The 14,873-nt window shown below is 58.6% G+C and carries 10 protein-coding genes and 2 tRNA genes; 9 read left to right on the top strand and 3 right to left on the bottom strand.

The window, feature by feature from the left end:
* Nucleotides 1–111: 111 nt before the first annotated feature.
* Nucleotides 112–187 (top strand) — tRNA-Ile (locus tag AC0V6Q_RS02300).
* Between the two features lie 80 nt (nucleotides 188–267).
* Nucleotides 268–344: transfer RNA gene (locus AC0V6Q_RS02295), tRNA-Pro, on the top strand.
* A 63-nt stretch (nucleotides 345–407) separates the two neighbouring features.
* On the opposite strand, the gene AC0V6Q_RS02290 is transcribed toward AC0V6Q_RS02295, so the two are convergent.
* The gene (locus tag AC0V6Q_RS02290) at nucleotides 408–2,699 is read right to left on the bottom strand and encodes an EAL domain-containing protein (protein WP_486166822.1); all 2,292 of its coding nucleotides are present in this window, start codon (nucleotides 2,697–2,699) and stop codon (nucleotides 408–410) included.
* A gap of 63 nt (nucleotides 2,700–2,762) precedes the next feature.
* Entirely contained in the window at nucleotides 2,763–4,568 is a 1,806-nt protein-coding gene (locus AC0V6Q_RS02285) for a FecR domain-containing protein (protein WP_486166821.1), read from the bottom strand.
* Nucleotides 4,569–4,784: 216 nt separating this feature from the next.
* Here AC0V6Q_RS02285 and AC0V6Q_RS02280 point away from each other — a divergent pair, with 216 nt between their 5' ends.
* Nucleotides 4,785–6,392, top strand: coding sequence for a ShlB/FhaC/HecB family hemolysin secretion/activation protein (locus AC0V6Q_RS02280; protein WP_486166820.1), 1,608 nt, complete (start codon nucleotides 4,785–4,787; stop codon nucleotides 6,390–6,392).
* 17 nt (nucleotides 6,393–6,409) lie between these two features.
* Here AC0V6Q_RS02280 and AC0V6Q_RS02275 read toward each other — a convergent pair whose 3' ends face one another.
* Nucleotides 6,410–7,468, bottom strand: coding sequence for a chemotaxis protein CheB (locus tag AC0V6Q_RS02275; RefSeq protein ID WP_486166819.1), 1,059 nt, complete (start codon nucleotides 7,466–7,468; stop codon nucleotides 6,410–6,412).
* 305 nt (nucleotides 7,469–7,773) lie between these two features.
* Here AC0V6Q_RS02275 and AC0V6Q_RS02270 point away from each other — a divergent pair, with 305 nt between their 5' ends.
* From AC0V6Q_RS02270 to AC0V6Q_RS02245, 6 genes are all read left to right on the top strand, one after another.
* Complete coding sequence (locus AC0V6Q_RS02270) at nucleotides 7,774–9,675, top strand: methyl-accepting chemotaxis protein (protein ID WP_486166818.1); 1,902 nt, start codon at nucleotides 7,774–7,776, stop codon at nucleotides 9,673–9,675.
* A 99-nt stretch (nucleotides 9,676–9,774) separates the two neighbouring features.
* On the top strand, nucleotides 9,775–10,050 hold the full coding sequence (locus tag AC0V6Q_RS02265; RefSeq protein ID WP_486166817.1) for an STAS domain-containing protein: 276 nt from the start codon (nucleotides 9,775–9,777) through the stop codon (nucleotides 10,048–10,050).
* A complete protein-coding gene (locus AC0V6Q_RS02260) occupies nucleotides 10,047–12,278 on the top strand; it encodes a chemotaxis protein CheA (RefSeq protein WP_486166816.1) in 2,232 nt (743 codons plus the stop codon). Before AC0V6Q_RS02265 ends, AC0V6Q_RS02260 begins: the two co-directional genes overlap by 4 nt.
* A gap of 4 nt (nucleotides 12,279–12,282) precedes the next feature.
* Nucleotides 12,283–13,173, top strand: coding sequence for a CheR family methyltransferase (locus AC0V6Q_RS02255; protein WP_486166815.1), 891 nt, complete (start codon nucleotides 12,283–12,285; stop codon nucleotides 13,171–13,173).
* A complete protein-coding gene (locus AC0V6Q_RS02250) occupies nucleotides 13,170–14,297 on the top strand; it encodes a protein-glutamate methylesterase/protein-glutamine glutaminase (RefSeq protein WP_486166814.1) in 1,128 nt (375 codons plus the stop codon). Before AC0V6Q_RS02255 ends, AC0V6Q_RS02250 begins: the two co-directional genes overlap by 4 nt.
* Nucleotides 14,294–14,857 carry a chemotaxis protein CheD gene (locus AC0V6Q_RS02245; protein ID WP_486166813.1) on the top strand — a complete coding sequence of 188 codons (564 nt, stop codon included), beginning with the start codon at nucleotides 14,294–14,296 and terminating at the stop codon, nucleotides 14,855–14,857. The genes AC0V6Q_RS02250 and AC0V6Q_RS02245 overlap by 4 nt, the downstream gene beginning before the upstream one ends.
* Nucleotides 14,858–14,873 lie beyond the last annotated feature (16 nt).

The following is a 14,873-nucleotide window of genomic DNA, read 5'->3' as shown; positions in this document are numbered from 1 at the left end:
CGCCTTTCCCCAGCTTTAAAAAATACCTGAAAAGCCCGCTTGTGGTTTTCGAATACTCGCTGTAGAGGCACCGCCAGTCTAGCCTTGGGTTTGGCTGACCGAACCCTTATCGGGCCTGTAGCTCAGCGGTTAGAGCTGGCCGCTCATAACGGCTAGGTCGCGGGTTCGAATCCTGCCGGGCCCACCAAGTTTGAGCTTGCCTTTCAGGCAGGTTTTGAGGCTAAGCAGGCTTACCAAGCTCGACACTTGGTAAGACGGATGAAATGTCGGGGAGTGGCGCAGCCAGGTAGCGCACCTGTTTTGGGTACAGGGGGTCGGAGGTTCGAATCCTCTCTCCCCGACCATTTCATCAGATTTTGGGCCTCCGCTTCAAGCGATCAACGCGGCCCTTCTCTCGATATTCTAGGTCAAACCTCTGCAGAGACTTCGTCTGCCTTTTCGAGCAGGGTGACAAGCTCTTTGGGCGGCATCGGCTTTGCGATGAGATAGCCTTGGGCATAATCGCAGCCATTCTCTCGCAGGAAGTCGAGGCATTCCTGTTCTTCGATGCCTTCGCACACCACCCTGAGGTCAAGCGAGTGCGCAAGGTCGATGGTTGAACGAACCATCAGACCATCACTGCGATTCTTGTGCGCGTTCTGGACAAAGGCGCGGTCGATCTTGAGCTCTTTGAGCGGAAGCTGCTGCAAATAGCTCAGCGTTGATTGGCCGGTGCCATAATCGTCAATCGAGATCAGCACGCCCAGCGCTCTGACGCGTTCCAGATTGCGCGCTGCGGCTTCCGGATCGCGCATGGCGGCGCTTTCTGTCACCTCGAAGATCAAACGCTCCGGAGGCACGCGCATGTCTTTCAAAACCCGCTCTGCCGCCGAAATGAAGCGTTCCGAGGTGATGAGGTTTGCAGAGATGTTGACGGCAGCTGACACCCCGATCCCTTGATCAATCCAGTTCAGCAGGTCCGAGATCGTGCGTCTCAGCACAAAGAGGGTCATGCGATCAATGCGGTTGGTTTCTTCTGCAAGCGGGATAAACAGGTCAGGCCGCATGTACCCGCGTGTCGGGTGCTCCCACCGCAAAAGCGCCTCGACGCTTTCGATACGGTCTGTCTCTAGCCGCAATTTGGGCTGGTAAACGACCTTGAGCTGCTCCGCGTCAATCGCCTCGTCAAGTTCACCCATAAGCGAAACGCGTTGTTCGATAATGATGGCTTCTGCGTCTTCATGCGCGTGCCAAAGCTTGCCCTCGTTGCCGGCATGGGCGGCTGCCCTGCTGGCTGCATCAAGATCGGCGCCTGACGCAATGCCGAAGGAGATGTGAACATCAACGCGTCTTCCCCCCACATCCAGCGGCTTTTCCATGGCATAAGCGATCTTTTCGCACGCATCGATAAGGTGGCGATAATCACCGCTGTGAACCCATGATATCATCCGTGTGTCGGTTCTGTAGGCCTGCGATATCGGATGAGCAGAGCGCATCCGGTCAACCAGCCGATCCATAAACTTGCCGAGCGAGTCCTGCCCCAGCACCGCGCGGATGGAGTCGAAGCCTTTGACAAAAGCAGTAACGGTGAAATCGGCTTCCTCGTGGGCGTGCTTCTCGAATGCCAATGCGTTTGGCATGCCAGTGGGTCCATCGACCAAAGCCTCTTGTCGCAGCGTCGAACGAACGATCCACGCGGTTTGCAAAAGGGCAGCGACAACAAGCACAAGCGCAGCCGGCATCACCTCGAGGACGGTGCGCGCTCCGTGGTAAGCAACTGTCTCTACGATGATCAGCAGGATCAATGAAGCACCAGTGCGTGCAGCGACTTCGATATAGCTTCCCGAGCGGACCACATTGATCGAAAGCAGGATTGCCAAAACGACAAGCGGCACGAAGCCGAGCTCGGTCATTGCTCCGGCTTTGAGGGTTTCAGCAGCCAGCGCCTGGATCGTCACGCCCGGGATTACGCCGTATGTGGGAACGCCGTACCGGTCGCCAAGCTCGATCGCTGTGGCCCCCACCAGCACGTCTTTGCCCGATAGCTGCGACTTGTCGAAATCGCCTTGTTCGATATCGATAAAGCTGTGGCGCGGGATTGTAGCGGGAACGACGCTGAAATCGATTGCAAAGTCCTGGCTGACAGCGCCGGAAACTCCGGCGATCTGGGCCGACAACGAGGGGCGTGGCGTGCCCTTGGTGACGGTGCCATACACCATGCGCCGTACGCGTGCGTCTGCGTCCGGGCGCACCGAAACAGAGGCAAGGCTGGTGTTTTCGCGAAGCGCGGGAATGGGCAGCGCTTCGACTTTCTGAGCAGCGGTTTCCGATGCCCCTTGCGCGAATGTTGGCAGCACAATCGACGCTTGCGAAGCGGCAATAGCGTCCGCGAAGGCGGCGTCGCCCTCGGCAGAAGCATGGGATGAAAAGTCGATATCGAAAACGACGGAACGCGCGCCCGCTTCATCCAACTGGTTGATCAGGCGCGCATAGTGATCGCGTGGCCAGGGCCATTTGCCCGACCGCGCAATGCTGGCTGCATCAACTTCGACGAGATGAAGATCGCCCGATGCCTGTTTCGAGACAAGCTGAACGACCCCGGCGCGCTGTTCATCCTCGAACATGCGCAGCCAGCCCGTTTGCGCGACCGCAACAGCCACAATGAGACTGGCGATGATAATCGCCCAGCTCTTCGCTTTCCCTGAAATGGCTTTCAGCATCAGATATATGCCTCTGTTTTTGTTGCGTGCGTTAGAATTGCACTACCAACAGAAGCTTGAGGATTAGTTGCGACCCCGGCCTGGGGTTCTGTCGCGAAGGTCGTCGAGCACCCCACGGCCCCGGTCGATCAAACGCTCGAGAGGGCTGCGGTTTTCCTCGTCAGCGGTATCGTCCATATCGTCTTCAACGGGATCGATGGGCTCCTCGACAGGATCTTCAAAACTGGCGTCGTCATCGCCCCGATCTGGGCCGTTTCCGTTGCCATTGCCCTTTCCATGGCCGTTGCCATCGCCGCGGCCGGGATTGTCGTCATCATCCCCGTCGTCGTCATTGCCGTTTCCACGATTGCCATCGTCATCGTCATCGCCACGGTCGTTGCCGTTGCCGTTGCCATTGCCGCGGCCGGGATTGTCATCATCATCCCCGTCGTCGTCATTGCCGTTTCCACGATTGCCGTCGTCATCGTCATCGCCACGGTCGTTGCCATTGCCATTGCCGTTGCCGTTGCCGTTGCCGCGGCCAGGATTGTCATCATCATCCCCGTCGCCGTCATTACCGTTTCCACGATTGCCGTCGTCATCGTCATCGTCGTCATCGTCATTGCCGCGACCGGGATTGTCGTCATCATCCCGATCGTCATCATTGCCGTTTCCACGATTGCCGTCGTCATCGTCATCGTCATCGTTGCCATCATCGCCAGCTGGCTCAGGCTCAGGCTCAGGCTCAGGCTCAGGCTCAGGCTCTGGCTCTGGCTCGGGCTGAGGTTCAGGATCGGGCTGGGGCTCAGGCTGAGGTTCAGGCTCGGGTTCAGGCTCGGGCTCTGGTTGAGGCTCTGGCTCGGGCTCCGAATCGGGTTCGGGCTGGGGCTCAGGCTCAGGCTCTGGCTCGGGCTCTGGCTCTGGCTCTGGTTCGGGTTCAGGCTCTGGCTCTGGTTCGGGTTCAGGCTCAGGCTCAGGTGTCGGCTCTGGGGCCGGAATGGACACAGTCGTCGGCTCTTCGCGTGGCTCTGTCGCAACCGGGTCAGCGGGTGGCGGCGCAAGCTCTTCTTCTACGATACCGGCAACCAGACTATCGACCGTGGACTCAACCTCGCCTGTCACCAAACCATCGGTAATTTCATCGAGGTCTGCCGTCTCGCTGCCCACGCTCACATCAATCACGACCGGCTCGGCCGTTTCCTCTTGCGGGATCACGGCGACCGTTTCGATCAATGGTGCTGCATTTGGTGACGGCGGCGCCGGGGCGCGGCTTTGCTGCTGCTGGGCAGGCTTTGTCACTATGCCGCGTTCAGGCGAATCGATCTGTCTGGAGACATCGCCTTCAATGCTAAGCCGGAAGCGGTCATCGGCTGCAATCATCGCCACTTCGCCCGGACGGATAAGATCAACCGCTCCGCCATCCAAAGTCGATGCCTCGACCGCGCCTTCGGTCACCTGCATCGAAGCGCCCGCATCCGAGACAGTGATGGAAAAGGTCGTGCCCTTCACCACAGCGGCCAGATATGGCGTGTCTACGCCGAAATGGGGATCAGGCTGTTTGCCGATGTTAAAGATCGCGCTGCCGAAATCCTGAATGATCTGAACAACGCCGCGCTCGCGTTTTTGCGGGGCAATCGTGATGCGCGTGTTGGGACGCACCGTCACGAATTCCTTGCCGCGTACAATAACTGCATTGCCGCCGCGGTTTGTCACGATCTGGTGACCGGCCGACAACAAAGCGCCGCGCTCTGCCGGGCGATCGCCTTCGGCTGTGCGGATAAAGACAGGTCCACGGCTTTCGCTGACCGTCCAAGGTCCGGATTGCGCAAATGCACTCGTGCTGGAAAGCAGCAGCGTCAGTGGCAGCAAAGTGCGCGGTGAAATTGGCATTCTTAGTCTCCTACACACTCTGCATCTAACTGGCGGACCTGAGAAAGCGGTAAGCGAACAAGCTTAATTAAGAGCTATCCTTGCATTGTGTCACACCCCTAAGGGCCCGAACTTTTGACCATTTGTTAGGGGCTAGTGCCTTAATGCACGCGCGTGGCTCGAAAGAACTCTCATCCGGTGCAGGGGTGCGTTAACTTCTGTTTGTTGGCGGCACTGATGTGTCAGCCATTGGCCGCGCAATCGAGCGTAGATCTTGCCGAGCCTGAACAATTCGAGGCGGAACCAACCCGACCGTTAGACGATGAAGCACCAAGAACGTCCGGTGTCAGCGTTGAGCGTCAGCCAACTCAAGTAAGCTCCCCATCGGGGCAAGAGTTCACGATCAGCTCGATCATCATCACCGGCAACAAAGCCCTTGGCGATGCCGAGTTTCTTGATCTTATCGAGGAATACACTTCGCGCCCGCTTTCCAAAGACGACCTGTCAACGCTGGCGACGAGGATCGCTGTAAGGGCGCGCTTTAATGGCTACATCTTTGCAACGGCCAGTGTCCCGAGCCAAAATCTGGACCTCGGTGTCCTGCGGGTGGTTCTGGATGAGGGCAGCATTGACGAAATCCGGCTCGAAGGAGCGCGCGATGCCGCAATTGCGCGCCAGCTCGCGCCGCTTGTCACCGGTGGACCGGTCACGCAGGCGGCGCTTGAACGGCGGCTATTGCTGGCTGACGATATCCCGGGCGTGCGCATTGTCGACACCCGGTATGAGAAAGAAGGCGAGCGCGGCGTTCTGATTGTGCAGGCAAGGCGCTCCGATGCTTCGGCCTATGCCGAGGTCCGCAACAACGGGTCACAGCAGGTTGGCCCCATTCGGGCGCGGATCGATGTTGATTTCAACGGGCTTTTAAGCTCGGCTGACGAAGTTGACGTGACGATCGGCACAACGCCGCTGCAACCGGGCGAACTGCAATTTGCGCGCGGCTCTTACAAAATCGTGGTCGATGCGAGCGGATTGGAGCTTGGCGCGCACCTTTCATATTCCCAAACGCAGCCCGGTGACTTCTTGTCCGAGCGCGAGATCGAAGGCCGCTTCCTTCGCGCCGGAGTAAGCGCCCAATATCCGCTAAAGCGCAGCCGCGACCTTAGCATCTGGGTGGTCAGCGAGTTTGAGGTGACCGAACTCAAACAGGACCGCGAAGGCGGGCTTGCCCGCCGCGATCGTGTGCCGACAATTCGAACCGGGCTTTATTCACGCGGCAAACTTGCAGGTGGCCGGTTCAGCGGCAGGCTTATCGCTTCGCGCGGGCTCGATATCCTTTCAGCAACCGACCCGGGCGATCCGCTCGCCTCGCGCGATGACGCATCGGCTCGTTTCACCAGCCTTTATGGCTGGTTTGCGTGGAGACGCTCACTCGCAGATTCTTTCAGCCTTGCCCTTGGTGCGCGCGGCCAGATTGCAAACAACCCTGTTCTGGCAACCGAAGACATCGGCATTGGCGGCACATCCTTCCTCAGAGGCTATGACTTTAACGAAAGGTCCGGCGACAACGGGATCATGGGCTTTGGCGAGCTGCGCTATGACTGGCGCGGAGAGGGCTTTTGGCTGCCGCGCGCGCAAGCTTACGTCTTTGCCGATGGCGGCGTTGTCTCCAATCTTGAAGACGGTTTTGGCAGCGGCTCGCTTGCCTCGGCTGGCGGCGGATTGCGCCTCAACCTGACGCGCGACCTCGATTTTGATGTGGAGGTTGCGGTTCCCCTGACGGGAGAGCGGCGCGACAGCGATAGCGCAGGCCCGCTGATTAACCTGCGCGTGGGCCAATCCTTCTAAAATCGCATGTGCCAGTGCTAGGCCGCCTGAGACGCTTGCAATTTCGAAGTGCCATCCAAAATCCATCCGGCAAGCTTGCCTGAAGGCATATCAGCAGCGGCAACGCCCAGCGCATGGACGGCATTCAACCGGTCGCGAGGTGCCCCTTCAGCCGGGTCCTCCAGGAAAACTTTCGCCCCTGTTTGCATCAGGATTTGCAAGCCCTTGGCACCGTCCGCTCCCGAGCCTGTCAAAAGCCCGGCATGCGCCGCGATGCGGGCGCGCGCGATCGAACCGAACAGAAGATCGGCGCACGGACGAATGCCCCCCACAGGATCACGCGCGGCAAGACGCAGTCGGGGCGGCGATCCTGCCTCGACAATGACATGGCTTGACCGGTCAAAAGCGAGATAGACCTTGCCCGGTTCGAGCAAAGCGCCATCGGCTGCTTGCGACACCTCGCATTTGGCGCTCGATTGAAGCTCGGCCAAGACCGGATCGACAAGGGCGCTCTCTGCATCAAGAACGATTGCCGTTGGCGGGCAGTTAGACGGGTAGGCGCAAATGATTTCTTTGAGCGAGCCGAGACCGGCCTCCCCGCACGCCATCGCCACAAGGCTGCCGTCGGGGTCGTAATCGGTCGGCGCATCGCCAGCGCCTTCTACAGCGCCCCCTGCCTGATCGGCAGCGGTCAGTTCGCCTTTTGCGGCGCGAATGACGATATCGCCAAGCTTGGCAACGGTTGCGTCAAACTCTTCTGGCGTGGTGCGCAAAGGTTTGGGAAAACAATGGACTGCGCCCAGTTCAAGCGCTTTTGCCGCTGTGCCCGAACCCGCCTGAGCGATGCTGGAGAGCATCACGACCGGCATTGGCCGGGTTTCCATGATTTCCTCAAGGAATTCCATGCCCGTCATCACCGGCATTTCAACGTCCAGGGTGAGCACGTCGGGTTTTAACTCCGGGATCATCTCGCGCGCTTCAGCAGCGCTGGAGGCGACACCGCAAACGCTTACGCCTTTGGCATTTTCCAGAATGCCGGAAAACAAAGCACGCATTGCGGCAGAATCATCAACGACCATTACTCTTGTATCACGCATAAGATTTCACATGTCCTCACGACAATAATGAACAAGCTCCACTGACCAACGCGCGTGGGACGGCACTGTGCAGCGGGAGATGCATGGTTAATCGCGAGCGGCCCAAGAATTCTTGTCGGTGGGCTTAAGGGCTCGCGCTTAGCCAGCCACAAAAGCGCTCTTCACCCCTTTTCATCTAACCCATCGCTCACGCACCTCGTGATGCCCGCTGATCCTGCGCCCGGGAGATTATCCTGCGTTCAGAAACAGCGGCGCGCGAGGCTCTGCGCCCGCGTTGGACCGACAAAGCCAAGGATACCGCCAAGATGAAAATTGCCCGAATATCCAGATTGGGAGCGATAGGCCTGGTCGCCCTTCTCTTCGTATCAGCAATTGTTGCCACGCTTGGCATAAACTCCATTCGCATCGGCGGCAGCTTGCACGCCGAAAATACACAGATGCATGATTTCAATGCCGATATCAGCCCGCCCCCCGCCTATCTGGTGGAAGCCTTTGCTCTGGCAAATGTGATGGGCGTGCACCCGGAAAGCTATGACATTAATGACAAACGTCTGGCCGATCTCGAGGCGCGTTATCGCGAGCAGACACAATATTGGGCGCAAAGCAGTCTTGATACAGATTTGAAGACTGGCCTTGCCGAAGCGGCAAGAACCGATGCCGCAGAATTCTGGGATACGGTCAACAACACACTGAAACCCGCGGTTCTGCGCGAAGATACGGTGACAACGCAAAAGGCGTTGGATGATCTGCTTTGGATTTACCGTGCGCACCGGTCGAAAATCGACAGTCTGGTCGAAGCGACGGCCACCAAACAGGCTGAACTCCAAGACGCCAGCAACAACTCCGTCATGATCACTTTGGCACTGCTTGCCGGCGTGCTTGTGATTCTGATTGGTGCGATGAGCACTGCGTCTATCGTCCTCTCGCGCAAGGTGCTGGTGCCGCTGAGTGAAACGGCGGAGACGATGGGAAAGCTTGCTGGCGGCGAGCTTGACTATGGCCGGACCACAAATCACCGCGATGACGAAATCGGGGAGATGACCCGGGCTCTTGAAACCTTCCGCGAGGCTCTGAAATCCGACCGGCTTCGTTCCGAAGAGCAACAGCAGGTTGTCTCGACCTTGTCCAAAGCCCTCAACCAGTTGGCGGCGGGCGATCTCGCTTATCGCATCGATGACACGCTAAAGGGCGAGCAGGCCGAACTTCGCATTGCCTATAACAGGTCCATCGAACAGCTTTCGCATATTATCAGCGATGTGCGCGGTTCGGCCGGCAGTGTGAACACAGGGTCCGAAGAGATCCGCGCCGCATCTGATGACCTTGCGTTGCGCAATGAACAGCAAGCCGCCAGCCTTGAAGAAACCGCGGCATCGATGCGCAATGTCACCGAACTGGTCAGGAAAACCGCCGAGAACGCAGGATCAGCCCAGGCGGCGATGAAGCAAACCCACCAGAAGGCAACAGATGGCGGCCAAGTGGTGAGCCGCGCGGTTGAAGCCATGGCGTCAATTGAAAAGTCGAGCCAGGAGATCACCCAGATCATCGACGTGATCGAAGGGATTGCCTTCCAGACAAACCTGCTCGCCCTGAATGCAGGGGTCGAAGCCGCACGCGCAGGTGACGCGGGCAAGGGATTTGCAGTCGTCGCCAATGAGGTGCGTGCCCTCGCCCAGCGCAGCGCCGACGCTGCAAGCAATATCAAGACGCTTATCTCCACCAGCACAAGTCACGTTGGGGACGGAGTTAGTCTGGTCGGTGAGACCGGCACGTTGCTTGAAGGGATTGTCGAACAGATCGGGGCAGTCACCGGCGAGGTCGAAAATATCGCCCGGATGGCGTCCAGCCAGGCAAGCAATCTGGAACAGGTGAACACCTCGGTTGAAGCGATGGACCAGATGACACAGCGCAATGCTGCCATGGTGGAGCAATCGACCGCCGCTGCCCGCTCGCTTTCTGATGAAGCAACACGCCTGCAACAGATGGTGTCCCAATTCCGGACCGCAGAGCCTTCACATGATCGCAAATCGTCCGCGTCATCGGCCACATCATCGACTGGGCCAAGGACGCAGAAACAATCGGTGGCCAAACCGCCTCAGACCCCAGCCGTTGCGAAGCTGCCAATCAGCAGACCGGCGGTCGCAGGCAACCTTGCGCTGGACCAGGCGTCAAGCGAACCTTTCGATGATCAGGACTGGAGCGAGTTCTGACGCGCCCATCAGCCCTCAGCCCCATACCCCATGCCCCTTGTCCTCTCAATCGCGGCACCGGCCGCCAATTCATAGGCCCCGGCAAGGTCGGAGAATACGATGAATACAGTCACCCTTCCCACCATTTGCGACCGTGCTGCGGCCCGCTCTTTGTATCCGGAACTGCTTGAAGCGGTTGGCGCAGCCAAGGTCACCGTCGAGGCCGGATCGGTGGAACGGATCGGGCAGGCGATGCTGCAATTGCTTGTCTCTGCCTCGGAAACGGAAAGCGGGATCAGCCTGCATTCGCCCAGCGAACCTCTCGTAAACGCGATCAGGCTTGCCGGGCTTGAAGTCAGTTTGGGTGCCGAAATTTCAGACGCAGGTGCAGCATGAACGACGATGATATCCAGCAGATTTTCTTCGTTGAATGCGAAGAGGCGCTTGAGGCAACGGAAACGGGTCTCGATGCCTGCAAGGCGGGAACGCATGACGATGAAACGATCAATGCGATCTTCAGGGGTGTCCACTCGATCAAGGGGGGCGCAGGCGCTTTCGGGCATACGGCGCTCGCGTCCTATACCCATTCCTTCGAGAACCTGCTTGGCGATATCCGCGAGGGGCAAGTCGCTCTCACCGCCGAGCTCACCAACCTGTTGCTCCTCGCGTGCGACCTGCTGCGCGACCATGTCGAAGCGGCGCGCGGCTCTGGCGAGGCGCCCGATGACACAGACCTGATCTCCAGGCTCGAGGCAGCGCGCGCCAATGCGGCCGGCTCCGGCGAAAATGCGGGCAATGCCGAACCGGCGTCCAACGATGCCGCTCCGGCGATGGCAGACGAAACGCCAATCGATGATTTCGACCTTGATGCCCTGCTTGATGATCTAACCGGCACTCCTGATGCAGTCGGGGATGCTGAGGAAAGTCCGGAAGAAGCGGCCAGCCCGTCTGATTGGTTTGTCCACCTTCGCCCGCACGCAGCGGCAATGAGCAATGGTGGTGAACCGCTCTTGTGGCTGCGCGAGCTGGCTAGCCTTGGGGGGACTTGCCAATTGTGCGAGCAGAGCGCTGTTCCCGGTCTCGATGATTTCGATCCCGAACAGGGATACCTTGGCTGGACATTCTGTATGCCCGGTGAGGTGACGCGCGACGCCGTTGCCGAGATCTTCGATTTTGCGGGCGAAGATTGTGGTTTGGCGTATGGCGATGAACCAATGCCGCCGATCCAATTGGGTGGAGACGATCAAATCACTCCCGAAGTATCCTCCGATGCCACCGACAATCCAGCGCCTGCGCCGGTTGAAACGGGGAAAGAGGCGAAAGCCGAAGCCGGCGTCCAAAGCGGGCAAAAGCCCCAAGAAACGGCAACCCCGGCCGACCAAAGCAATGCCCCGGCCACGCAAAATCCAAAGGCTCCATCTTCGCCAAGCAGTTCCAGTCCAGCCCACCAAAGCGTGCGGATTGATCTGGCTAAACTTGACCGCATGATAGACGGCGTCGGCGAACTGGTGATTGCACAGGCGATGCTTGCCCAGCGGCTAGAGAATGAAAACTTCGCTCATATCGAAGAGCTCGCCATGCTGGATACACTTATTCGCGATATTCAGGAACACGCCATGGCCTTTCGCGCCCAGCCGATAAGCTCGGTTTTTGGCCGTGTCCCGCGATTGCTGCGCGAATTGGCCGGAAACACCGGAAAGCACGTCAAACTCGAAGTGTCGGGCGAAGGCACCGAGCTCGACAAGACTGTGATCGAGCGGCTTTCCGAACCTATGACCCACCTGATCCGCAATGCGGTCGATCATGGCATCGAAAGCCCCGAGGATCGCGCAGCGGCAGGCAAAAATCCCGAAGGCACTTTAACGCTCTGCGCCGAACAGCTGGCCGGGCGAGTGGTCATTCGTATTCAGGATGACGGATGCGGGATCAACCGCGAACGTGTCCTTGCAAAGGCGATCGAGAACGGTGTCGTCCCCGAGGACGCAAACCTTTCCGATGAAGAGATTTGCCAGCTCATCTTTGCCCCCGGCTTTTCCACCGCTGCCTCTGTGACAAGTGTATCTGGGCGCGGTGTGGGAATGGATGTCGTGAAGTCCAACGTGCGCGATCTGGGCGGACGGATCACGATTGAATCGGTCGAAGGCGAAGGGACGACATTCAGTCTTGCCCTGCCTTTGACCCTCGCCATTTCGGACGGAATGATCGTCCAGTCCGGTGACCTGTCGCTTGTTGTGCCGCTCACCCATGTGATCGAAAGCCTGCGTCCATCGCCTGAAGATATCAAAGGCCTCGGCACCGAGCGGACAATGCTGAATGTGCGTGGCCGGTTTGTCCCTGTGGTTTCTTTGGGAGCAATGACAGGGGCCAAGGACTGGATCGATGATCCGTGCAAAGGCGTGATCGTCCTTGTCGAAACCGAAGGGCATGGTCAGGCCGCGTTGCTGGTGGATACGATCACCGATCAACGCCAGTTCGTGATCAAAAGCCTGGATGCCAATTTCCGCACCGTTGATGGTGTTGCAGGCGCAACGATCCTTGGAAACGGGCAAGTCTCGTTGATCGTGGATGTGGATCACACGGTCCGCTCGGCTGTTGCCCCTTCCTCGCTTGCGATTGCGGCCTGATGTCATGGAAAAAACAGCAACCAGATCAAGCGAAGGCATTTTGATACCAGGCATCAGCCCGCAGCTTTACAAAGAAGCGGACTTCAACCGGATTTCTGCGCTCGTCAAAACCGAGGCAGGCATTATCCTTTCTGCCAAGAAGAAGATGCTCGCCTATTCGCGGCTTGCGCCGCTGGTGCGTGAAAGCGGGATGCAGACCTTTGCCGAATATCTCAACATGGTCGATCACAATGAAGCGCAGCGAAAACGCGTGATTGCCGCGCTCACGACCAATCACACCTATTTCAACCGCGAACCTCATCATTTCGAGCATTTTGCAAAGGTCGTTCGCCCCGATTTGATCGCGCGCAGCCAGTCGAAGGACAAAGTGCGCATCTGGTCTGCCGGTTCATCAAGCGGAGAAGAGATTCACACCTTGATGATGTTCCTTCTGGGCGAGGAAAAGCAGGAGGGAAAGGCCATTGCGAAAGGCGATTTTCTTGTGCTTGCCAGCGACCTTGCCGCTCATGCGGTGAACGCGGCGCAGGCGGCGACCTATGACACACAGGCAGTTGGCAAACTGCCGGGCGCCCTTCGCAATGCATGGTGTGATCCGGTCCCCGGCGATGCCAAAGGCAGCATCACTATCGCAAAGGAAATCACCCGACTGATCCGCTATCGCCAGCTTAACCTGCTGCGCCCATGGCCGTTCAAAGCGCTGTTCGATGTGATCTTTTGCCGCAATGTGATGATCTATTTCGACGAGCCTACAAAAGCTGCGTTGATCTTGCGGTTTGCGCGCCAGCTGAAGATCGGCGGCTATCTTTACATCGGCCATTCGGAGCGCGTTTGCGGTGAAGCGAGCGACCTTCTCAAGCCGGTGGGCGCGACCATTTACCAGAGGATTGAAGGATGAGCATTCGCGTTCTTGTCGTCGATGACTCCGCCATGATGCGCGCGCTGATTTCGCGCAAGCTGGACACCGAACCCGATATCGAAGTCATCGCGACCGCCAGTGATGCCTCCGAAGCCCGCCAGCTCATCAAACAGCACGACCCGGACGTCGTCACACTGGATATTGAAATGCCGGGGATGGATGGATTGTCCTTCCTTGGCAAAATCATGGCCCTGCGCCCGACCCCGGTTATCATCGTGTCAGGCTCCACCCGAGCGGGCACACAGGCAACAGCGCGCGCGCTGCAATTGGGCGCGGTGAATTGTTATGCCAAATCGACGCGCGAACGCTCTATCCGTGACGATGACGGAGGCGAACTGGCGCGGCTCGTACGTGAAGCATCACAGGTCGTGATGCCCAAGCCCCGGTCGTCGGCGCAACACGCAGCTTCGTTTGCGTCTGGGGCTTCGTCCGAAACTCCCGCTATCCCTGCCAAGCCAAAGGTTTGGACACCGCCCGAACTGATCACAATTGGCTCATCAACCGGAGGGGTGGAGGCGCTGCACACTCTTCTTGCCGACTTTCCTGCAAATTGCCCGCCAACGCTCATCGTACAGCACGTCAACGCGACCTTCGCCCCGGCGATTGCCCAGAGCCTTGATAAAATCACCGCACCCAAAGTGGAACTGGCAGATAGCGATATCGTCCTTCGCCCTGGCAATATCTATCTTGCGCCCGGCGATGAAAAACACCTCGAAGTGGCAGGAGCAGGCGCGCATGGATGGCGCACAATCTTGCGAGCCGGTGAGCAGGACGCAGGCCACAGACCAAGCGTGAACAAACTCTTCGCCTCCGCCGCCAACATAGCAGGTTCAAGGGCGCTGGGAGTGTTGCTCACCGGCATGGGCGAAGACGGCGCGAAAGGGCTTTTGGCGATGGCCCGTGCCGGCGCTCGCACGATTGCGCAGGATAAGGCGTCTTGTGTTGTCTTTGGCATGCCGCGCGCGGCAATCGCGCTTGGCGCAGCGCAGTCGGTCTTGCCGCTGGGACAGATCGCTGCGGAGATATTCTCAGATCATGCCTCCCCCCGCACCCTTTTTGAAATCTCGCATAATGCAACGGCGGGCGGAGGATATCGTCGATGACGCCCCCTTCTGTCGCCCTTTCCAAACGAACAGTCATGCAAGGCGAAGCGGTCGCCAGCGCTGATGAAGGCGTGGTGTTGTCAACCGTTCTGGGCAGCTGTGTTGCAACGTGTCTTTACGATCCGGTCGCGCGCGTGGGCGGGATAAATCACTACCTTTTGGCAAAGCCTCTGGATCAAAGCATCGCGTGTTCGGACGGCTCATACGGACTTTATCTGATGGAGCTGTTGATCAATGAGATGCTCAAACTGGGCGCTGACAAGCGGAGGATGAAGGCGCGCCTTTATGGCGGTGCAAATATCTCGGCCGGTCTTGGCAGGATCGGGTCGGAAAACGCCCAGTTTGCGCGGCAATTCCTGCGCGACGAGGCGATCCCGACAGTGTTCGAAGATCTCGAGGGCAATTGCGCCAGACGGATCGAATTCAACCCCGCAAATGGCCGTGTGCGTGCGCGCAAGGTCGCAGGCGAAGCGCCGCCACCCGTCACCCCGATCAACACGATTAAGGACAATCCACGAGGCGGTTCGCAAGACCGGCTTGGTGATGTCGATCTATTTTAAGGTTCAAAGGAGCACA

The sequence above is a fragment of the Erythrobacter sp. S227 genome, from assembly GCF_057364925.1.
This window is presented reverse-complemented; position numbering and strand designations above follow the sequence as displayed.